The organism is Dyadobacter sp. CY323, assembly GCF_021390245.1.
GTDB lineage: Bacteria > Bacteroidota > Bacteroidia > Cytophagales > Spirosomataceae > Dyadobacter.
In genome coordinates, this window is sequence record NZ_JAJUXH010000009.1 from 115,856 (window position 1) to 136,682 (window position 20,827).

General features: G+C 44.8%; 20 protein-coding genes. 14 read left to right on the forward strand and 6 right to left on the reverse strand.

Annotated elements, in window-relative coordinates; genetic code table 11:
• Positions 1-2: 2 nt before the first annotated feature.
• The 6 genes from LZG72_RS14880 to LZG72_RS14905 all read left to right on the forward strand — a co-directional run bounded on the left by LZG72_RS14880 (position 3) and on the right by LZG72_RS14905 (position 7,159).
• Positions 3-1,031, forward strand: coding sequence for a TatD family hydrolase (locus tag LZG72_RS14880; RefSeq protein ID WP_233873725.1), 1,029 nt, complete (start codon positions 3-5; stop codon positions 1,029-1,031).
• A 1-nt stretch (position 1,032) separates the two neighbouring features.
• Positions 1,033-1,902, forward strand: coding sequence for a UbiA-like protein EboC (eboC, locus tag LZG72_RS14885; protein WP_233873728.1), 870 nt, complete (start codon positions 1,033-1,035; stop codon positions 1,900-1,902).
• A gap of 85 nt (positions 1,903-1,987) precedes the next feature.
• On the forward strand, positions 1,988-3,151 hold the full coding sequence (locus LZG72_RS14890; RefSeq protein ID WP_233873730.1) for a 3-dehydroquinate synthase: 1,164 nt from the start codon (positions 1,988-1,990) through the stop codon (positions 3,149-3,151).
• Positions 3,148-4,350, forward strand: coding sequence for a metabolite traffic protein EboE (gene eboE / locus LZG72_RS14895; RefSeq protein WP_233873733.1), 1,203 nt, complete (start codon positions 3,148-3,150; stop codon positions 4,348-4,350). Before LZG72_RS14890 ends, eboE begins: the two co-directional genes overlap by 4 nt.
• Positions 4,343-5,707, forward strand: coding sequence for an alkaline phosphatase family protein (locus LZG72_RS14900; protein WP_233873736.1), 1,365 nt, complete (start codon positions 4,343-4,345; stop codon positions 5,705-5,707). The genes eboE and LZG72_RS14900 overlap by 8 nt, the downstream gene beginning before the upstream one ends.
• A gap of 240 nt (positions 5,708-5,947) precedes the next feature.
• Positions 5,948-7,159 carry a saccharopine dehydrogenase family protein gene (locus LZG72_RS14905; protein ID WP_233873739.1) on the forward strand — a complete coding sequence of 404 codons (1,212 nt, stop codon included), beginning with the start codon at positions 5,948-5,950 and terminating at the stop codon, positions 7,157-7,159.
• Positions 7,160-7,214: 55 nt separating this feature from the next.
• Here LZG72_RS14905 and folB read toward each other — a convergent pair whose 3' ends face one another.
• The 3 genes from folB to LZG72_RS14920 form a co-directional block, all read right to left on the reverse strand.
• Entirely contained in the window at positions 7,215-7,565 is a 351-nt protein-coding gene (folB, locus tag LZG72_RS14910; protein WP_233873742.1) for a dihydroneopterin aldolase, read from the reverse strand.
• Between the two features lie 5 nt (positions 7,566-7,570).
• The gene (locus tag LZG72_RS14915; RefSeq protein WP_233873745.1) at positions 7,571-8,614 is read right to left on the reverse strand and encodes a DivIVA domain-containing protein; all 1,044 of its coding nucleotides are present in this window, start codon (positions 8,612-8,614) and stop codon (positions 7,571-7,573) included.
• Between the two features lie 104 nt (positions 8,615-8,718).
• Positions 8,719-9,621 carry a WD40 repeat domain-containing protein gene (locus tag LZG72_RS14920; RefSeq protein WP_233873748.1) on the reverse strand — a complete coding sequence of 301 codons (903 nt, stop codon included), beginning with the start codon at positions 9,619-9,621 and terminating at the stop codon, positions 8,719-8,721.
• A gap of 59 nt (positions 9,622-9,680) precedes the next feature.
• Here LZG72_RS14920 and LZG72_RS14925 point away from each other — a divergent pair, with 59 nt between their 5' ends.
• Positions 9,681-10,310, forward strand: a complete 630-nt coding sequence (locus LZG72_RS14925; protein WP_233873751.1) for a 4'-phosphopantetheinyl transferase superfamily protein — start codon at positions 9,681-9,683, stop codon at positions 10,308-10,310.
• Here LZG72_RS14925 and LZG72_RS14930 read toward each other — a convergent pair whose 3' ends face one another.
• Positions 10,311-11,159, reverse strand: a complete 849-nt coding sequence (locus LZG72_RS14930; RefSeq protein WP_233873754.1) for a transglutaminase-like domain-containing protein — start codon at positions 11,157-11,159, stop codon at positions 10,311-10,313.
• 212 nt (positions 11,160-11,371) lie between these two features.
• Between LZG72_RS14930 and galE the strand changes: the two genes are divergently transcribed.
• The 7 genes from galE (at position 11,372) to LZG72_RS14965 (ending at position 18,515) form a co-directional block, all read left to right on the forward strand.
• Positions 11,372-12,391 carry a UDP-glucose 4-epimerase GalE gene (galE, locus tag LZG72_RS14935; RefSeq protein ID WP_233873757.1) on the forward strand — a complete coding sequence of 340 codons (1,020 nt, stop codon included), beginning with the start codon at positions 11,372-11,374 and terminating at the stop codon, positions 12,389-12,391.
• Positions 12,391-13,446, forward strand: coding sequence for a dTDP-glucose 4,6-dehydratase (gene rfbB / locus LZG72_RS14940; RefSeq protein WP_233873760.1), 1,056 nt, complete (start codon positions 12,391-12,393; stop codon positions 13,444-13,446). The genes galE and rfbB overlap by 1 nt, the downstream gene beginning before the upstream one ends.
• A gap of 72 nt (positions 13,447-13,518) precedes the next feature.
• On the forward strand, positions 13,519-14,385 hold the full coding sequence (rfbA, locus tag LZG72_RS14945; RefSeq protein WP_233873763.1) for a glucose-1-phosphate thymidylyltransferase RfbA: 867 nt from the start codon (positions 13,519-13,521) through the stop codon (positions 14,383-14,385).
• A gap of 40 nt (positions 14,386-14,425) precedes the next feature.
• Complete coding sequence (locus LZG72_RS14950) at positions 14,426-15,070, forward strand: O-methyltransferase (RefSeq protein ID WP_233873766.1); 645 nt, start codon at positions 14,426-14,428, stop codon at positions 15,068-15,070.
• A gap of 31 nt (positions 15,071-15,101) precedes the next feature.
• Positions 15,102-17,579: a LysM peptidoglycan-binding domain-containing protein gene (locus LZG72_RS14955; protein WP_233873769.1), complete on the forward strand. Its 2,478-nt coding sequence runs from the start codon at positions 15,102-15,104 to the stop codon at positions 17,577-17,579.
• Positions 17,580-17,593: 14 nt separating this feature from the next.
• Complete coding sequence (locus LZG72_RS14960) at positions 17,594-18,196, forward strand: DUF3109 family protein (protein ID WP_233873772.1); 603 nt, start codon at positions 17,594-17,596, stop codon at positions 18,194-18,196.
• The gene (locus LZG72_RS14965) at positions 18,180-18,515 is read left to right on the forward strand and encodes an MGMT family protein (RefSeq protein ID WP_233873775.1); all 336 of its coding nucleotides are present in this window, start codon (positions 18,180-18,182) and stop codon (positions 18,513-18,515) included. The genes LZG72_RS14960 and LZG72_RS14965 overlap by 17 nt, the downstream gene beginning before the upstream one ends.
• Before the next feature lie 71 nt (positions 18,516-18,586).
• Here the strand turns inward: LZG72_RS14965 and LZG72_RS14970 are convergent, their stop codons facing one another.
• The gene (locus LZG72_RS14970) at positions 18,587-18,979 is read right to left on the reverse strand and encodes a hypothetical protein (protein ID WP_233873777.1); all 393 of its coding nucleotides are present in this window, start codon (positions 18,977-18,979) and stop codon (positions 18,587-18,589) included.
• 273 nt (positions 18,980-19,252) lie between these two features.
• On the reverse strand, positions 19,253-20,728 hold the full coding sequence (locus LZG72_RS14975; RefSeq protein WP_233873780.1) for a sodium:solute symporter: 1,476 nt from the start codon (positions 20,726-20,728) through the stop codon (positions 19,253-19,255).
• Between the last annotated feature and the right edge of the window lie 99 nt (positions 20,729-20,827).

Genomic DNA, 20,827 nt, shown 5'->3' on the forward strand with positions numbered 1-20,827 from the left:
TTATGTGCCTGAATCCTAACGAAACTTCACCAAATCCATCGCATTTCGAAGATAGCGAGGAAACCATGGCAGCTCCCGCGCACCGGGACATCGCCTGGAACGATTACAAAGACCTGATAAAAGGAATGCGTTTTTTCGACCCGCATATCCACATGGTTTCCCGGACAACCGACGACTACCAGGCCATGCGCCAGGCAGGCATTGTAGCGCTGATCGAACCGGCCTTTTGGGTTGGTCAGCCGCGTACCGGCCTTTCAAGCTTTAAAGATTATTATAGCAGCCTGGTCGGCTGGGAGCGTTTTCGGTCTTCACAATTTGGGATAAAACATTATTGCACCATGGGCCTGAACTCCCGCGAGGCGAATAACGAATCGCTGGCCGAGCAGGTAATGGAGGTTTTGCCATTATATATTTATAAAGAAGGCGTCGTAGGAGTTGGTGAAATCGGTTTTGATGACCAGACACCTGCTGAGGAGAAATATTACAGGCTGCAACTCGAACTCGCCAAAGAAGCAAAACTGCCGGTACAGATCCATACCCCGCACCGCGACAAAAAGAAAGGTACCGAGCGCAGCATGGCGATCGCGCTCGAACACGGCATCGACCCTTCGTGGGTCATCGTGGACCATAATAATGAAGAAACGGTCAAAAGTGTTTTGGATCAGGGCTTCTGGGCTGCATTTACCATTTATCCATTTACAAAAATGGGTAACGAACGCATGGTGAAGGTGGTCGAGCAATACGGACCCGAGCGCATTATGGTCAATTCCGCGGCCGATTGGGGCATTTCCGATCCGCTGGCTATCCCGAAAACGGCCGCACTGATGAAAATGCGCGGCATCTCGGATGAAACGATAAGGCTGGTCACGTATCAGAACGCCATCGATGCATTTGGAAAAAGCGGACAGATCGATGTGACTGATTTCGAGGGAGATTTAAAAATTGATCAGACCGAAAAATTCCATGGGAACAGCATTTTAAGAGGCGGCCAGCAGCCAGAACCAGCCAGAGATTCATTAGTTATCCAATAAAGTGAGCACCCTGAAACCCTATCTGCAACTAACCCGCCCCGCCAATCTCGTCACAGCCATTGCCGACATCCTGGCTGGACTGGCGATTGCACAATTTACATTTTCAGACTTCTCGCCCGCATATCTTGTCCTTTCCACGCTCGGACTTTATGGCGGCGGAGTGGTTATGAATGACGTTTTCGACGCAAAACTGGACAGTATCGAACGTCCGGAAAGACCCATCCCAAGTGGCAAAGTCCCACTGCGTTCAGCGACGATGCTCGGGATCTCATTATTGTTTATAGGGATTCTTGCGGCGGCGATGTTCAGTTTTCTGAGCGGAATGATTGCATTGGTCATCGCCATGTTGACAGTTTTGTACAACCGTTTTGCCAAACACCACGTATTCCTGGGTCCATTAACCATGGGAATGTGCCGGGGCGCAAATCTGATCCTGGGAATGAGCGTGATACCCGAGTCTTTATCCCAATGGGGGCTGATCGCCATTCTTCCGATTGCCTATATTTTCGCGATCACACTCATTAGTCAGGACGAAGTACATGGCGGAAAAAAAAGAACATTATACATCGCTGCGCTGCTTTACCTGATCGTTTTGGTGGCGCAGCTAACTGTTGCTCAGAGGCTTGGGAACATTCTTTATACAATTCCATTTGTATTACTGCATACCTGGCTGATCGGCAGACCGTTATTTAACGCCATACAAAATCCGATCGGTCCATTGATTGGAAAAGCCGTGAAAGCAGGCGTCATTTCACTGATCGTAATGAATGCTTCGTGGTGCGTGGCGTTTGGGTTACTGCCCTTGGGAATTGCGGTTTTAGCGTTATTGCCGTTATCCATGCTTCTGGCAAAGGTTTTCGCAGTAACTTAGTAATTAAAGTACCCAGAAATGGGGAAAGAGTGAGGTTTTTAGTCTTAATAACAATACCAATTATTGCATTTCAATGTCATTTTCGATGCACCCCATAAAACAGCGTTTCAAGGTGGAATACAACTATTCTGTATTCTTCACGAAAAACCTATTTGAACAAAATAATCCTCTGCTTAAAGACTTTTTAAGTGACATTACCGAACAGGGTTTCCAAAAAAAGGCCCTGGTGATAGTGGATGAGGGTTTTGCAAAATATCACGCCGATTTATCCGAACAGATACGTTCTTATTTTTCAGCTTCCATACCGGATATACAACTTGCTTCTGAAATGATCGTAGTTACGGGTGGTGAAGCCTGTAAAAATGATCCTGCACTTTTCGACAGGCTGGTTGAAGCAGTCGACAAATATGGAATTGACAGGCATTCGTTTATCATCGCTATCGGCGGTGGTGCCGTGCTGGACCTGGTTGGTTACGCCGCAGCAGTTTCGCACAGAGGAATTAAGTTAATCCGCATTCCAACGACCGTTCTGGCTCAAAACGATTCGGGAGTAGGTGTGAAAAACAGCATCAACTTTCACGGCAAGAAAAACTTCCTGGGCACGTTTGCGCCTCCCGTGGCTGTTTTCAATGACCTGACTTTTCTGAGAACACTCGATGACCGTGACTGGCGGGCCGGAATTGCCGAGGCCATCAAGGTTTCACTCATTAAAGATGTCGCTTTTTTTGAATGGATTGAAGAACACGCATCGGCGCTTGCACGTCGCGACGAGGATGCGATGTCTTATCTCATTCACCGTTGCGCCGAAATGCATACCGACCATATTGCCGGCGGCGATCCATTTGAATTCGGATCTTCACGTCCGCTCGATTTTGGTCATTGGGCTGCACACAAATTGGAGTATCTTACTGATTTTCAGGTTCGTCATGGCGAAGCCGTGGCAATCGGAATTGCATTGGATTGTGTATATGCTGCCAAAATCGGGATGCTTCCCGAAACAGATCTAAACCGCATTCTCGACGTTTTGCATAAGTTGGGTTTTGAGCTTTACCATTCCAAACTGGCTGAAAATGACAAGATCAATCTTCGCAATGGCTTGCAGGAATTTCGGGAGCATTTGGGCGGCAGGCTGACGATCATGCTTTTGGAAAAAATAGGAAAAGGAGTGGAAGTGCACGAACTGGATGCAGACATTATATCAAGCTCGGTCGATTACCTGGAAGGAGCTAAAATCATTCATGCATTATGATCACGCCGCACGGACACCTGACTTATTGCAGTAACATTCATCCCGGCGAAAAGTGGGCTGACCATTTCAAATCACTTCGCGAAAATATTCCTTATATCCGCGAGCAACTGGCCCCGGGAGAAGCGTTCGGGCTTGGTTTGCGCATTGCAAATGAAGCTTCCATTGAACTCAGCAATCCGGCTACATTAGCTGAATTCCAGAACTGGCTGGACGAGCAGAATGTATACGTTTTTGTCATTAACGGTTTTCCGTACGGAGGTTTCCACAATACAGTTGTAAAAGACGACGTCCACACACCCGACTGGACGACAACAGACCGATTGGAATATACCATCCGACTTTTCAGGATTCTGGCCGAATTACTTCCTGATGGAATGCATGGTGGCGTTTCCACTCCGCCACTCTCCTACCGGCTGTGGTGGAAATCGGATACTGATAAATACCAGGCAACCCGTGATGCGACCCAACATGTGCTCCAATTGCTTGACAAACTCATTGAAATAGAGCAAGAAACAGGAAAAGTACTTCACCTGGATATTGAACCGGAACCAGACGGTTTGCTGGATAGCATTTCCGATTTTATCACCTGGTACCAGGAAATGTTGTTACCAGAAGGCACGATTTATCTGTTAGAAAAACACGGATTTGAGCCAAGCCAGGCGAGGGAGGTCACTTTACGGCACATTCAGCTTTGCTATGATATTTGTCATGCAGCTGTTGGTTATGAAGATCCGGCAGACATTATCGCTGACTTAAACGATCACGGAATAAAAGTGGGCCGGATTCAGGTCAGTTCGGCACTGAAAGTGAATTTTGATACAGAAAAAGAAGTCAAGCTCAGAGCGATCGAAACTTTTGATGAACCTGTTTACCTCCACCAGGTTGTAGCGCGAAATGCAGACAACAGTTTGACACACTACCCGGATCTGAAAGACGCAATAAAAGACTGGAATGGGAATCAGGAAGAATGGCGCGTGCATTTCCATGTTCCGCTTTTTATCAATTCGTACGGCGTTCTCGAATCCACGCAGGATGATATTATTAAAACCCTGGCTTTACATCAGCAAAGTCCTTTTTCTTCATTTCTGGAAGTAGAAACTTACACGTGGGGCGTACTTCCGGAAGATATGCAGAAACCCATCGGCGAATCCATTGTGAGAGAGCTGGAATGGGTTAAGAAAATCCTTGAACATGAATAAAACCGTAGTCATTGACATTGTCGGCCTGAGCGCAAACCTGATCGGCGAACATACCCCGTTTCTTTTTAGTTACCTCAAAAAAAAGCATTTAACGCCGATTAAACCGGTTTTACCTGCTGTTACAACTACTTCACAGAGCACTTATATCACCGGAAAGTGGCCAGCCGAAAACGGCATTGTCGGAAATGGCTGGTACGATCGCGAAGACTCTGAGATCAAATTCTGGAAACAGTCAAACAAACTGGTAAAAGGCGAGAAGATCTGGGATGCGGCCAGGAAACTGGACCCTAAGTTCACCGTTTCGAAAATGTTTTGGTGGTACAATATGTATTCTACCGCTGATTTTTCGGTAACTCCGCGCCCGCAATACCATGCCGACGGCGTGAAAGCGCCGGATTGTTACGCGTATCCGCCTGAGTTGCGCGACGAACTTCAACAAGACCTGGGACAGTTTCCATTGTTTAGTTTTTGGGGGCCAAACGCAAATATCAAATCCACCAAATGGATCGCCGACGCTTCCATGTGGGTTGATAAAAGGCATGATCCCACTCTGACATTGATTTACCTGCCGCATTTAGATTATTGTCTTCAAAAATTCGGCCCTGATTTTTCCAAGATCAGCAAAGAACTGCATGAAATCGATGACGTTGTAAAAGAGCTGATTGAATTTTACGAGGCAAAAAATTCAAAAATTATCCTGCTTTCTGAATATGGGATTAACCCCGTCAGCAACCCCATTCACATCAACCGCATTCTGAGAAATGAAGGTTTGATTTCGGTAAGAACGGAACGCTGGTATGAACTGCTCGATCCGGGTGTTTCGAAAGCATTTGCAACCTCGGATCATCAGATCGCTCATGTTTATTTGAATGATCCGTCGGTTAAAAGTCAGGTTATCAATGCTTTACAAAAAATCCCGGGGATTGATCTTATATTAGACAAAGAGCAGCAAAAAGCCTATCACATTGATCATGAGCGTTCCGGTGACCTTGTAGTAGTCGCCAAACCGGATAGCTGGTTTACCTATTATTATTGGCTGGATGACGCAAAAGCCCCGGACTATGCACATTTAGTGGATATTCACAGAAAGCCAGGTTATGACCCTGTTGAAATGTTCATGGACCCCAAAAATCCATTTATCAAACTGCGTGCTGGTTACAAACTCGCCCGGAAACTAATGGGTTTTCGGTACTTAATGGACGTCATTCCCCTTGATGCGACGTTGATCAAAGGTTCGCACGGTAGTATCAATGTTCCAGCCATGTATTATCCGATTTGCATTACCGATTCAGCCTTGGAAAAGCCAGAGCTGGAAGCTGTTGATGTATACGATGTGATTTGGAATCATTTGATTTAGAGCGACTTCATAACGCTTAATGAAATTTGCAGCGTTGATATCTTCCTTTTATTGCTTTGTAAAACTTGCTTTCATTCTGCAACTCCGCCTTCGCGCGTTTGTTTCGTAAAAGAAGCTTGTTAACGGAAATTTAAATTGAAAAATTGGCCTGCAATCCTATCTTTGCCGGAATTCAACCCAGAAGACTTACCAGTTTTTCAAAACCTGGCAAGTCTATTTTAACCGTTCAAATCTAACAAAATGTCTAAGGTTCTAATAATTGGTGCAGGTGGTGTAGGAAGTGTAGTTGCCCATAAATGTGCATTGAACAGCAATATATTTACTGAAATCCTTCTCGCAAGCCGGACAAAGTCTAAATGTGATAAAATCGCTGCCGAGATTCAGGAAATGCACGGTGTTACCATTCAAACTGCTCAGGTTGATGCGGATATCGTTTCCGAAACTGTGCTGCTGATCAAACGTTTTCAACCCAAATTATTGATTAACGTCGCATTACCATACCAGGACCTTACCATTATGGAAGCCTGTCTCGCCACTGGCGTACATTACCTTGATACTGCCAATTACGAGCCGAAAGACGTTGCCAAATTTGAATATAGCTGGCAATGGGCTTACCAGGAGCGTTTCAAAGAAGCTGGTTTAATGGCGGTGCTGGGTTGTGGTTTTGATCCGGGAGTGACCCAGGTTTTCACAGCTTACGCAGCGAAACACCATTTCGACGAAATGCATTACCTGGATATTATCGACTGTAATGCAGGTGATCATGGAAAAGCATTTGCTACGAATTTCAATCCGGAGATCAACATTCGCGAGATTACGCAGCCCGGCCGGTATTGGGAAAATGGCGCGTGGATAGAGATACCTGCCATGTCCATTCACAAGCCGATCGAATACCCAGGCATTGGCCCCAAAGAAAGCTATGTTCTTTATCACGAGGAACTTGAATCATTGGTAAAAAACTTCCCAACACTAAAACGCGCACGTTTCTGGATGACATTCGGGCAAGCTTACATTACGCATTTGAATGTGCTCGAAAACGTGGGAATGACCAGCATTAAGCCGATCAAATTCAACGGACTGGATATCGTTCCCCTCGAATTCCTGAAAGCAGTACTTCCTGCTCCGGATTCTCTGGGAGAAAATTACTCGGGACAAACCTCAATCGGTTGTCAGATTAAAGGCGTAAAAGACGGTGAGGAAAAAACCTATTATGTGTGGAACAACTGCGATCATGCGGAATGTTACCGCGAAGTCCGTGCACAAGCCGTAAGCTATACCACCGGAGTTCCGGCAATGATCGGCGCCATGCTGATGCTGACCAACGAAGAATGGATGAAACCGGGCGTTTACAATGTAGAAGAATTAAATCCCGATCCGTTTATGGATCTCCTCAACCAACACGGTTTGCCATGGAATGAGCGGGTGAATGTGGAATTGCCGCACGAATATTAACTTCGACTGCGCTCAGTTTGACAACCAGAGTTGTCAGGCTGAGCGCAGTCGAAGCCTAGCCTTCCATCGTAATCACCGCCCGCTCACAAACTCCCCCGACTGGCGGATTGAATTTTGAAACTCTTACTGTGATGTTGGCGACGGATGGATAATGCTCTCTTATTCGCTCGATTACGGTGAACCCTATGTGTTCCAGCAACTTAGCCGGTTCCTTCATAACTTTCGACGCAATCTGATAAATCGTTTCGTAGTTTACGGTTTCGCTCAGCTTGTCATTTTGAGCTGCATCAAAAAAATCCGTAGTGATGGTGATATCAAGTGCATACTTGTTTCCAATCCTTTGTTCTTCAGGATAGAAACCATGATAGGCAAAAAATTCGAGTCCTTCCAGGCTGATCGTTCCCAATGTGACTAGATTTGATCAAAGAATGAGCCGCCACCCCCTGTTTTCTTCGGCTGGTTATTGCTTTCTCGCGGACGGTTTATACCTGATCCAGAGCCTGGATTAGATGAAGACTCCCTGGCTTTTTCTGCCGTCTTATGCATTTCGGCAAGTACTTCGCTCATTTCGTCTGCCGCACTTCGTGTCGTTTCTTTTGCGCGATAAGATATTGCCTCCTCAACCGGTTCAGGCTCCGGTTCCTCGATAGGCGCTACTTCTTGTTCCACGAGCTCCGCTTCTGCTATAAGTTCCTCGTCTTCTACCGCTTCGACTTCCGGCTCAACTTCGTATTGCGGCTCAGTGACCGTATCTACCACCTCAAACACAACCTCTGGCTTATCGTCCTGAAGCACCACGTTCACTTCTGCCATGACCTCATCCTCTTCAATTTCTTCCGCAGGTTTCAGCGTTGGTGCAAATACCGTTTTCTTTGGAATCTCAATCTCCGAAACGTGCTGTTTGATCTCTTCCATTTTATTTAAAATGGATTCTTTATCATATTTCTGCTCAAATCGGTCGACCGTATCAATAGTATTATTTGCGAGGGACGAAAGCTGGACAATGAGGTTATCGCGGAAGTTTTCAATCGCTTTGAAATCCCTTTCCTGACGTTTGATTTCACTCGCGAAATCCTCTTTAAATTGCCTCAGTTTATCCTCCGTTTCACTGATAATCTGATTGGTTCGGGCCTCGGCTTCAGTGACCAGATCGTTCGCTGTTACCTTCGATTCTTCAATCCGTTTTTCCGCTAATTCATTGGCTTCTTTCTCGATCAGCCTGCTGGTATCTTCAGCTGCTTTTAATGTGCGAAATAGCGTCGATTCAATGTCTTTTAGCTTACTAAGTTCCTTTTCCGCGTATTCCAGCTGCATTTTTAGCAGGTTGTTCTCACTCGAAAACCGCTCCCATTCCTGCGACAGAGAGTTCAGGAAAGCATCTACTTCGTCCGGGTCGTAACCTCTGAAAATCTTTTCAAAAGTATGCTTGCGTATCTCAATAGCGGATATTTTCATGATGCAATCGGTGCTATGTGACTTAGTTAAAAACAGTCGTGTAAGTTAAAGATATAAGATTCATTTATCAAAGTATTTACCGATAATACCATATTATAAGTATGCTACTTCAAGACTTCCCAAACGGAGATCATACGATCGTCGCTGCAGGAAATCAGCTGATTTTCAAAGGTTGTCCAGAGGAGTTTATTGACCGATGTTCCGTGCCCCGCGTGACGCGCCCGGTCAATTATTTTTTTAAGTTTAAAACTACCTGCATCCCAGACTTTTATTGATTTGTCCATGCTGCATGTCGCAAACAGCGTGCGATCGGGACTGAACTGAATGTCGTTGATCGCGTAAAGGTGTGCAGGTATGTCGGTTACGATCCCGTACGCATCATTTACATCCCAGATTTTCAGATGCGCATCCCGGCCGGTTGTGAACAAATAGTTACCGTCCGGTGAATACTTAACGCAAAAGACGGAATTTGAATGTGACTGAATTGTCTTTTTTAACTGAAAACCTTCCAGATCAAAAATATGGACGTTGCATTCACTGTCGCCCGTAGCGAATTCATTGGTCGCCGGATTGATCGCAATGCTGCGTATGCTTTTGCTAGCAACCTTAATGTGTTTTTGGATACTAAACGACGGAACATCCATCACGATAATGACGCCGTCGCCTAATGCAAGCAATGCTTTATCACCGACAAACTGAATATCAAAAATGGCTGCGGTCGTCAGTTTGATCGTTTTGTCCACTTTTTTTTCAATGGGATCAACGACCTGGATACCTTCAAAATTCTGTCCGATCCAGAGCGAGTTATCTTGCTCATTTAATGCCAAAGCGTAAACGGACATTCCCGCCCGGGCAACCAGTTTCCCAAGATCGGGTTTATTAAGATCCCAGTGGATGACAAATCCATCGCCGCCAGCAGAATAAAATCCTTGTGAAGTCTGGTCGGAAATAATTGTGTAAACACTATCTCTATGACCTGAAAAAGTGTCTACTTTGCGAATGTTCATCCTATTGTGTTAAATACGGGATTGAGTAGCCAAAAATAGAAATTGTAAACAGAATTCTTATGCCCCTCGTTCATTCCGAAACGATTGAAGAGAACTGCACGCTGCTGCTTTGGAAACTGACGGAAACGGAATCTGAACTTCGGCAAAAACTGGGCGACGAATACATTTCTGACGAGTTAGGACAAATCAGGCATCCCCAAAAAGTCCGCGAATGGCTAGCCAGCCGGCTGTTAATTAAAATGCTCGCCGAAAAATTCGGCATTGCTTATGTCGGGTTGAAGAAGGATGAGCATGGAAAAGCATTTCTGATCAATAATGAATCCCACATTTCCATCACTCATACGTTTGAATTTGTAGCCGTTGCATTAAATCCGGTGGCAGCCGTCGGGATTGATATGGAAAAGTGCGACGAAAAATTGCAGCGGACCTCTTCCAAATATTTGTCACAACCGGAGTATGATCACGCAGCAAATGACATATCGCTGCTGTGCATGTACTGGTGTGCAAAAGAAGCACTCTATAAATTGTATGGAAAGAAAAAGATCAGCTTTAAGGATTCCATCCGCGTCACCGCTTTTCAGCAAGAAGATGTGCGATTGATCGGCAAGTTAACAGACGAGGCATTGACCGTGCATTCCACCATTCACGTAAGATGGTTTGACCATCATTGCCTCGCCATTTCTCTCTGATCAATGATCATCCTGATCGTCGAGTGTCGATTTCAAAATTTTCTCGATTTCCCGAATCTTGTGCTGCTCGCTGGTTTTTTCATACGACAAGATCAGATTGCGCAAAACCCGCTGAACGATTTCCAGGTTGGTACACGGCTGATAAAAAATTTCTTTTGACTTGATGTTCAGCTGCGCGATATAATGGTCAATATCCGTTTTTGAGAAGATAATCCCGCGGTTAAATACATTGATATAGAATTGCGTCTGCTCGCTTTTATAAGTCAAAACAAACAAATTAGGCAGGTTAACCCCATACACAGGCATCCCTAACTTCCTGGCGATCAGCAAATAGATCACGCATAATGTAATGGGATTACCTCTCCGGCTTTCTAAAACCACATTGATCATCGAATTCGACGGCGAATGAAAGTTCTTGGTATTTGCCGCAAAGTTCATGATCCCGAAAAAGATACTGTTAATGCGTTTCACCTGGTCCACCGCATTCATTTCCTCCTGAAACTGGATCCAGATATCGTAGTAGAGCTGTTCGATATTCGTTTTCAGCTTTTCCATCGAAAGGTCCGGATAATGGTAGGTTGCGATAATCCATAAACCTTCGAGCAAGTCCAGTCCGCCCCCATTTTTCCATGCCTGCAACCTTTCAATCATGATCGTTAATTGAAGCTCGTGGATCAGTTCTTCAATCTTTCTCTGAACAATCGGATTGAAACTTTCTTCCCATTCCGTTTCCAGAAAAGGTATCACATTGCCTCCCAATGACATGATTTTTCCTTCAACATGCTGGCTCACTTCATGATCTTCGTCATCAAGCAACGATATCAGCGCTTTGATTTCTCTCTGGTTCATTTCCCTCAAATCTACATTTAACAACCAACGGATAAATAAAAACAATTTTTTTTTATGGACATCAAATTTTCTACTTTTGCCCGGTAAAAAATGTGAGTCCAAACGAGTAGAATTTGTTGCATCTCTGCCCTAAATTCCGTTTAATTGCGTATCCTAAGCCTTTTTTACCCATCATCTATACCACAATTTTTTTCTTAATCAGACTATAACGCATGAAAATTCTCGTTACCGGGGGGGCTGGATTCATAGGTTCGCACACTGTTATTGAGTTAGATAAAGCCGGGTTTCAACCAGTCATTATCGACAATCTTTATAATTCCAACCCAGGTGTTCTGGAAGGGATTAAGAAAATAACCGGCAAAGATTTTCCATTCTACGAGATCGATTGCAATGATTCCGAAAAAGTCCGCGAGCTGTTTGAAAAAGAAAAGTTTGATGGAATAATTCATTTTGCGGCTTACAAGGCTGTGGGAGAATCGGTTGACAAACCATTGAATTACTACGAGAATAACCTGATGTCTCTGATGGTCCTTTTGCGGGCCGCTCAGGAATTTAAGGTACCTAACTTCGTTTTTTCTTCATCCTGCACCGTCTACGGCGAACCTGATACTATTCCGGTAACCGAAAATACGCCCCGAAAACCAGCGAACTCGCCTTACGGTAATACAAAAGCCATCGGAGAGGATATTATCCGTGACTACGTTCACGCGAAATCAGGTGTAAAAGCCATTTCACTCCGCTATTTCAACCCGATCGGTGCGCATGAAAGTTCTTTAATCGGCGAATTGCCAAATGGCGTTCCGAGCAATCTGGTTCCTTATATAACCCAAACCGCAGCCGGTCTGCGCAAATCGCTTACTGTATTCGGAAACGATTACGACACGTCTGACGGTACCTGCATCCGTGATTTTATCCATGTTGTGGACCTTGCCAAAGCGCACGTGAAAGCGCTTGAATTGCTCGAATCACAAACTGAAAGCGATTATTATGATGTGTTTAATGTCGGTACCGGCGAAGGTTACACCGTTTTGGAACTGATTAAAACCTTTGAGGAAGTAAATGGCGTAAAATTAAACTACACAATCGGCCCGCGCAGAGAGGGCGATGTCGAGAAGATTTATGCGCAATCCGATAAAGTAAACCAGGTAATGAAATGGCATGCTGAAAAATCCATGGCAGATGCACTTCGCGATGCATGGAACTGGCAATTAAAAATAACTACTCAACAATAATGAAAAAAATCCTGATCACTGGCGGAGCCGGTTTTATTGGCTCACACGTGGTGCGCCGCTTTGTAAATTTCCATCCAGAATACCAGATTTATAACCTCGATGCACTCACCTACGCGGGGAATCTTGAAAACCTCCGGGATGTTGAAAACGCACCGAATTATACATTTGTAAAAGGTGATATTGTTGACGCTGCTTTTATAGATACACTCTTTTCTGAAAACGATTTTCACGGTGTCGTGCACTTAGCTGCCGAAAGTCATGTAGATCGGTCCATTACCGATCCGATGTCTTTTGTAATGACAAATGTAGTCGGGACTGTAAATCTGCTGAATTCGGCAAAAAACGCATGGAAAGAGGATTTTTCAGACCGTCGTTTCTACCATGTTTCCACGGATGAAGTTTATGGTGAACTTCATGATCCCGGGACATTTTTTGTGGAAACAACCAAATACGATCCACGCTCACCTTATTCTGCATCAAAAGCCTCTTCCGACCATTTTGTAAGAGCCTACCAGAATACCTATAAATTACCGGTAGTCATTTCCAATTGCTCCAACAACTACGGCCCAAATCACTTTCCCGAGAAGCTGATCCCGCTGATGATACACAATATCATCGAAGGAAAACCACTTCCTGTTTATGGAAAAGGCGAAAATATTCGTGACTGGCTATTTGTAGAAGATCACGCCATTGCCATTGATGTGATTTTTCACAAAGGTGCAAATGGCGAAACCTATAACATCGGGGGCCATAACGAGTGGAAAAATATTGACCTTGTATTGTTGCTTTGCAGCATTATGGACCGCAAGCTTGGCCGCGAAAAAGGTGAGACTGAAAAGCTGATCACGTACGTGACGGACCGCGCCGGCCATGATCTTCGTTATGCGATCGACGCTACCAAACTTTCCGAGGAATTGGGCTGGAAACCTTCTCTGCAATTTGCCGAAGGTCTTGAAAGAACGGTTGACTGGTACCTCAATAATGGGGAATGGCTTCACAATGTCACCTCTGGAAATTACCAGAAATATTACAACGAAATGTATTCCGACAGATGAGTCTCCGACAGATAGTCCGGGACGCGTAGTCCGGGACACGTAGTCTAGTTTTTTCAATTTGAAATTCACCACATGAAAGGCATTATATTGGCCGGAGGCTCCGGAACAAGGTTACATCCATTGACGCTGGCAGTTAGCAAGCAGCTTATGCCCGTCTACGATAAACCCATGATTTATTACCCGTTATCGATTCTGATGCTGGCGGGCATTCGCGAAATTCTGATCATCTCCACTCCGCACGATTTACCGCATTTCGAGAAATTGCTTGGGGACGGAAGCCGGCTTGGCTGCCAGTTCAGTTATGCAGTTCAGCCCAGTCCGGATGGTTTGGCGCAGGCATTTATAATCGGTGAAGAATTTATCGGTGATGATAAAGTTGCATTGATTCTTGGAGATAATATTTTTTACGGATCAGGTTTATCACAACTTTTGCAATCGAACAATGATCCGGATGGTGGCGTCATTTTCGCATATCAGGTACATGATCCTGAACGTTACGGAGTTGTAGAGTTTGATAAATCCAACAATGTAATTTCGATTGAAGAAAAACCGGAGGAACCTAAGTCTAATTACGCGGTACCCGGTTTGTATTTCTACGATAACGATGTTGTTGAAATAGCAAAAACCATCCCACCCTCTCCTCGCGGCGAGCTTGAAATCACTGATGTGAACCGGGTTTACCTGGAACGCGGAAAACTGAAAGTCGGCGTTCTGAATCGCGGCACGGCCTGGCTTGATACCGGTACTTTCCAATCTTTAATGCAGGCAGGTCAATTCGTTCAGGTGATTGAAGAAAGACAGGGTTTAAAGGTGGGATGCATTGAGGAGATCGCCTACCGGATGGACTTTATTACTGCAGAACAACTTAAGGAAATTGCAAAACCGTTGGTAAAAAGTGGCTACGGCACTTATCTAGAACGCATTGTAGCCCATTTATAAATGGCCAAAAGACATTGCACTAGTTACTGATTGCATTAAAATGAAGTTTTTGGTAGAGGAAATTGAGCAGTATTCAGCTGCGCACACGGAAGGTGAGAACGAGTTGCTGAAGTCTTTAAACCGCGAGACACATGCAAACGTCCTCAATCCCCGCATGCTTTCAGGGCATCTGCAGGGACGCTTCTTGTCGATGATTTCCAGGATGATACGCCCCGACCGGATCCTTGAAATCGGGACTTATACGGGTTACTCCGCGATATGTCTTTGTGAGGGTTTGACAGAAAGCGGCAAGCTGATTACGATCGACATTAATGAGGAGCTGGAAACTTTTACACGTGGTTTTTTAGCGAAAACGGCATTCAACGACAAGATCGATTACCGCATCGGCAACGCACTCGATATAATTCCCACCCTCACGGATACGTTCGATCTGGTTTTTATCGATGCAGATAAAATCAATTATTCTTCCTATTTTAACCTTTGCCTCGACAAGGTCAGGAAAGGTGGTTTTCTGATTGCGGATAATGTTTTGTGGAGCGGAAAAGTCGTTCAGCAGGATATAAAAAAAACAGACAAGGATACTCAAGCGTTATTGGATTTCAACCGGATGGTTCACGAAGACGGGCGTGTGTCGAATATTCTGCTCCCGATCCGTGACGGATTAATGATTCTTCAAAAAATTTAGGTATCAAATCAATAAGCCAAGCATTTACAATATGGCCAGAACGCTCATTAAGAACATCAAGTACCTATCTTTCATCTGGATTTCGCTGCTGATCACAAGCAAGTCCGCCAACGCACAAAACATCCCTGAAATACCTTCGAGCGTTTCGTTCGGCGGAATAACCGTGAAGTTTGATCGTTCGGCTCAAAATCTTATTGAAGAAGACGTAAAAAGTCTGATATCCAACAAGAAGTTCTGGGAGGAAAAAATGGACCGGGCAATCCTGCATTTTCCCATTGTCGAGGCCATTCTGATGGATGAGGAGGTGCCCATTGATTTCAAATACCTTGCCGTGCAGGAAAGTTCATTCAGGCCCGATGTCGTTTCTACTTCCAATGCAGTCGGATATTGGCAATTTAAGCCGGAAACAGCCCGAGAACTCAATCTTAGGGTTGATGGCGATGTAGACGAGCGGAAGAATATCAGTTCATCCACACACGCTGCTGCCTGGTATCTCAAAAAGAACAATCAACAGTTTAATAACTGGGTAACTACATTATATTCGTATTATCAGGGTGCAGGCGGTGTAAAGAAAATAGTACCTGCCAGCTGGGCTTACGCCCGAGAAGTTACACTGACTTCGAAGACCGATCGCTACATGCTTCGGTTTTTTGCACATAAAATAGCACTTGAAGCAGGCATCGAGCGATATAAATCGTCTAATGCGCTCGTGCTGATGGAATCTGATTTCGGTAAAGGGAAATCTCTGGACGAAGTAGCCAGTGCGCTGGGAATTTCTTCTGCCGATCTTAAAAATTATAACAAATGGCTTACAGACGATAAAATCCCGAACGACCGGGAATATCTCGTAACATTACCCGTACCTATATCGCAGGTAGCAAGCGTACGTGAGAAACTGTCGCTGCCTGCTACGCAAACAGCTGTTGCATCGGTTTATGAAGACACCGGTTACCCGGTTTTGAAAAAATCCGGAAATCAGTCGAAGGATCCGGGTGCGCCGCAACGATATGAAATCAATGGACTTCCGGGCATCGAAGCAGTGGCAGGTTACAAACCGAAAGCATTGGCAAATTCAAGAGGACTGAGAATGCCGAAGTTTATGCGCTACAACGATATGGTGGCCGACATGGCGCTGGTCCCGGGAAAAGTGTATTATCTGGCAAAAAAACACAAAAAAGCTTCTACGCCATTTCACACCGCGAGGCCCGGGGATACCTGGCACAGCGTCTCGCAGCAATACGGTGTGAGATTGGTAAGTCTGCTGAAATTCAACCGGACAACCAGTCGCAACTATCCGATCCAAACCGGACAGGTATTGTTTTTAACTAAAAAACGGCCGAAGAAACAGCCGATCGAGATTATAGCACCTCCGCAGCCTAAGGTTGCACCGAAAGATTCAGATATCGCAGTTGCTCCTGAAAAGTCTTCGACCGCAGTCGCGGCCGCCTCCACAAACGCAATTCCTGACAAGCCATCAGGCAGGAAAAAATATACGCCCGTACTAGTGGAGAAAACAGATAGCGGCGCAAAGGAAAGTGAACCAGTAACGGCCACATCTGTGCCGGCCGTGACAGCCACAACAACGGTACCGACTACTGTTCCCTCATCACCGGCAAAAACGCCTGGCAACACCACCACCGCAGTAACAAAACCTGAAACTGATGATCGTGTCGTGATTATTACGCAGGATAATGCGAATGACTCTTTCAAATCAAGCGAGGACGAACGGCCGGTAGCGAAGGCGAATGGATCCTCCAAGGTGATCACTCCAAACGATACGAGAACGACTGCTTCGACATCTGTATATGCGCGTCAGAGAGCTGCGGCTGCGGAACGGGCCGCCAGAGAAGCTGCGACTGAGAATCCTACAACTGAAAAACCGACTGTACATACGGTTGAATCCGGCGACACGTTTTTTGGTATTGCCAGCAAATATAATTTGACTCTCTCGCAATTGCTTGACCTTAATAATCGCAATGTCCGCAAAGGTTTGATCAAAGGTGAAAAACTGATCGTGAGCAGGGATAGTAAGGTTGAACCCGTACAATCCGTGCAGGTGGAGCAGAAAGCAGCTCCTGAGAAAGTCGCGGTTACTCGTGCTGAACCTACTGAAACTTTTAGAACTCCGGAAGAAATCAAGGAGGAAACGCGGCAAACAGCCAATCCAAACAGTGAATTCCACGTTGTGCAAGGCGGCCAGACCTATTACAGCATTTCCAAGGCATACAACCTTAGCATTAAGGAATTGCTGGAAATCAATAATCTGGATGATTCGGATCGCTTGAAATCCGGGCAGCGTCTCAGAGTTCGTCAGGCCGATGGCCAAAATGCATCTTCAGAAAACGTGGAAAGATCGGTTTCCGGCAGCCAAACGCATACAGTAGCGCCGGGTGAAACACTCTTCCGCATTGCTCAAACCTATCATAAAAACATTGATGACATCAAGAAATTAAACAATATGTCTGGAAACAATGTTATGGTAGGACAAAAAATCAAAATACCTCAATAGTAGGTGAATAGTTTATGATCCTCATAGAAAATACCTGTATTAGTGACGATATCGAAGACCAGCTATTTGTCTGCAATCTGGACAAATGTAAAGGTGCTTGTTGTATAGAAGGAGATTCAGGTGCGCCTTTGGATGAAGGTGAAAGAGCAATTCTGGATGAAATTTACCCATTTGTTGAACCATACCTTTCTGAGGCCGGAAAACAAGTAATCGCCAAAGAAGGCACATCCACGACGGATTGGGATGGTGACTATGTAACCCCGATCATCGAAGGAAGAGAATGCGCGTATGCCATTTACGATGAGAAGGGAATCCTAAAATGTGGCATTGAGGCGGCCTATAACGACGGAAAAATAAATTATAAGAAGCCGCTCTCCTGTCATTTGTACCCGATCAGAGTAACCAAATACGATGAGTTCCATGCATTGAATTACGATCGGTGGAGCATTTGCAGCCCGGCATGCAGTTTCGGTCAGGAGCTGGGGGTACCGGTTTACAAATTTTTGAAAGAGCCACTCATCCGGGCATACGGGCCGGGTTGGTACGATCAGCTTACCGAGGAAATTGGTGACAGACAGGCAGCAAGACTAAACGAATTAAATGAAAAAGGAAAATGACTTTTTCAATGATGTTTACGAGGTAGTGCGGCAAATACCCAAAGGCCGGGCAACATCTTATGGTGCCATTGCTGCTTATCTTGGCAAGAAACGAGGCGCCAGGCTTGTCGGCTGGGCAATGGGATCCAGCTATCATCAGCAGGGTATCCCAGCTCATCGGGTTGTAAATAGTCAGGGCATTTTAACTGCAAAGATGCTGTTCGACACACCTACATTTATGCAGGAAAAACTTGAAAGTGAGGGCATTCTCATAAAGAACGATAAGATCCAGAATTGGAAAGAATGCTTCTGGGATCCAGAAAAAGAACTTGCATTATAAACGAGAAATCCCGGTCAAAGGCCGGGATTTCTCGTTTTCTTTTGGTTACTCGATTTAGTCCCCGGAGCTTCTCATTGTAATGAAATAAGCTTTTCGCTCGTGCTTCGGATCTCAACTTCTTTAACCAGTTTGTTCTTTTTGTCGTACAACTCGAAATAGTAAGTTCCGTCATTCATTTCTTCCAGATCAAATACGCGGCGGTATTTTGAATCTTTTTCGCTGAACACCTCGTTGTAATACACTTTTCCGGCTTTGTCTTTCAGGATTACTCTCAGCTTATCATCAACGGGTTTGTCTACCGACAATTTGACTTTATTCGTTTGAGAGACTTTGTAAAGCGCTGCATCGAATGTGACTGCATTTGCTTTTTCGTCGGTACTTTTCTTTTTGTCTGTTGTGAAAGAGGCAAGAGACAAAGTGAGCGCCAGTGCGCAGAACAGGTTTGAAACGTTTGAAATTTTCATGGCTAATATTAGTTATAATTGCTTCCGAGCATCCTGCCCGGTTGAACTATAACTAAAAAAGGATGTGCCAGATTTCGATTTTCTATAAATCAAACCAAAACATCTACTAAGTAACCAATTGATTTTTAATGAGTTAAAAATATTTCAAACATTTTTCCGCATCCGAAAGCCATTCATCACCGCTGTTCGGTACCGAACATTCCCATTTAAAAGCGAACGAATGAAATGTTACAGTAAAATCAGAATTTATTTTTTTCACGGCTCTCATACAGGCTATTTAGGCGAAGCGTATTGAGCAGACGCGAGGGGTTTGGGATTATGTAGAATCCATAATCCGATGAAGGTAATCAGTCCATTGATAATCAGTCGCTCAAATCCGAATTTGTAGCCATTAAACCATTCTGCGGAATGATCATTGATGACGTAGGTAAGAATGGGCGCGATGATACAAACCAGCGGTACCCACCTATCCCGGACAGGTCTTTTTGTAAATGCCCCAAAGGAAAATAATCCGAGCAACGGGCCATAAGTATAACCAGCCAGATCAAAAACAGCCGTGATCACTTCTTTGCTGTTCAGCCGGTTGAAGACAAGGATAACCAGATAGAAAACGACCGAAAAGCCGATATGCACCCAAAATTTAATGACCGATCGCTGCTCCTCTGGCCTCTTTTCTATTTCCATAAAATCAATACAGAAAGCTGTGGTCAATGCAGTCAGAGCTGAATCGGAGCTGGCGTATGTGGCGGCTGTGATCCCCAAAAGGAATGTGATCCCTACTACAAGGCCTAAATGATTCAGCGCCAGCATTGGGTAAAAATCATCTGATTTCGCAGGAGTAGGAATGCCTTGCGCTTCCGCATATACGTAAAGAAGTGCCCCGAGCGACAGAAACAGGAAATTGACGATTACCAAAACGATCGTGAACCAAAACATATTCTTTTGGGCTTCTCCAATATTCTTGCAAGTCAGGTTTTTCTGCATTAAATCCTGATCCAGGCCCGTCATAACAATGGCGATGAAAACGCCGGCGAAAAACTGTTTGAAGAAGTTTTTGGGATCGTTGGTATCCCAGTAAAAAATCTTGGAATATCCACTGGTCTGCACCCTGTTCCAGATATCCCCGAAACCACTCAGATTCAATTCATTTGAGACTAAAATGATGGTCAGGATAACCGCAGTAATCAGGAAAAACGTCTGCAACGTATCTGTGACAATAATGGTTTTGACCCCACCTTTAAACGTATAGATCCAGATCAGAAAGATGGTAATGGCTACGGCCACCTCAAACGGAATACCTAGTGGCTTGAACAATGCAAGCTGCAAAACCTGCGCGGCCACATACAATCTCACCGCCGAGCCGATTGTTCTCGATAACAGAAAAAAACCTGATCCTGTCTTATAAGACCAAAATCCAAAACGCTGTTCGAGATACGAATAAATGGAGATAAGGTTCAGCCGGTAATAAAGCGGCATTAACACAGTCCCGATCACCAGATAACCGAGAATATATCCGATTACTACCTGAAAATAGGAAAATTGAATATTGACAACCGCCCCGGGAACGGAAACAAATGTGACTCCCGACAACGAGGTACCGATCATTCCAAATGCGACGAGATACCACGGAGACTGCCTGTTAGCTGTAAAAAAAGTGTTGGTATCAGCTCCCCTTGAAGTGTAAATAGATACCGTTATGAGCATTCCAAAATAGGCAATCAGAATGACCAGGGATATATATGGATTCATTAAAGCGGGTATTTGAATGAGTGGAGCAGCGGATTAAAAGGCACTTAAAACTTCTAATAATCTGCGTTTTTAATTAGATTTGCTAATCAAACAGAAATT

Bases quoted from the DNA above. Each gene is read 5' to 3' on its own strand.
- LZG72_RS14880 (WP_233873725.1), top strand. From the start codon at position 3: ATGTGCCTGAATCCTAACGAAACTTCACCAAATCCATCGCATTTCGAA.
- LZG72_RS14890 (WP_233873730.1), top strand. From the start codon at position 1,988: ATGCACCCCATAAAACAGCGTTTCAAGGTGGAATACAACTATTCTGTA.
- eboE (WP_233873733.1), top strand. From the start codon at position 3,148: ATGATCACGCCGCACGGACACCTGACTTATTGCAGTAACATTCATCCC.
- LZG72_RS14900 (WP_233873736.1), top strand. From the start codon at position 4,343: ATGAATAAAACCGTAGTCATTGACATTGTCGGCCTGAGCGCAAACCTG.
- LZG72_RS14905 (WP_233873739.1), top strand. From the start codon at position 5,948: ATGTCTAAGGTTCTAATAATTGGTGCAGGTGGTGTAGGAAGTGTAGTT.
- LZG72_RS14915 (WP_233873745.1), bottom strand. From the start codon at position 8,614: ATGAAAATATCCGCTATTGAGATACGCAAGCATACTTTTGAAAAGATT.
- LZG72_RS14920 (WP_233873748.1), bottom strand. From the start codon at position 9,621: ATGAACATTCGCAAAGTAGACACTTTTTCAGGTCATAGAGATAGTGTT.
- LZG72_RS14925 (WP_233873751.1), top strand. From the start codon at position 9,681: ATGCCCCTCGTTCATTCCGAAACGATTGAAGAGAACTGCACGCTGCTG.
- LZG72_RS14930 (WP_233873754.1), bottom strand. From the start codon at position 11,159: ATGAACCAGAGAGAAATCAAAGCGCTGATATCGTTGCTTGATGACGAA.
- galE (WP_233873757.1), top strand. From the start codon at position 11,372: ATGAAAATTCTCGTTACCGGGGGGGCTGGATTCATAGGTTCGCACACT.
- rfbB (WP_233873760.1), top strand. From the start codon at position 12,391: ATGAAAAAAATCCTGATCACTGGCGGAGCCGGTTTTATTGGCTCACAC.
- rfbA (WP_233873763.1), top strand. From the start codon at position 13,519: ATGAAAGGCATTATATTGGCCGGAGGCTCCGGAACAAGGTTACATCCA.
- LZG72_RS14950 (WP_233873766.1), top strand. From the start codon at position 14,426: ATGAAGTTTTTGGTAGAGGAAATTGAGCAGTATTCAGCTGCGCACACG.
- LZG72_RS14955 (WP_233873769.1), top strand. From the start codon at position 15,102: ATGGCCAGAACGCTCATTAAGAACATCAAGTACCTATCTTTCATCTGG.
- LZG72_RS14960 (WP_233873772.1), top strand. From the start codon at position 17,594: ATGATCCTCATAGAAAATACCTGTATTAGTGACGATATCGAAGACCAG.
- LZG72_RS14965 (WP_233873775.1), top strand. From the start codon at position 18,180: ATGAAAAAGGAAAATGACTTTTTCAATGATGTTTACGAGGTAGTGCGG.
- LZG72_RS14970 (WP_233873777.1), bottom strand. From the start codon at position 18,979: ATGAAAATTTCAAACGTTTCAAACCTGTTCTGCGCACTGGCGCTCACT.
- LZG72_RS14975 (WP_233873780.1), bottom strand. From the start codon at position 20,728: ATGAATCCATATATATCCCTGGTCATTCTGATTGCCTATTTTGGAATG.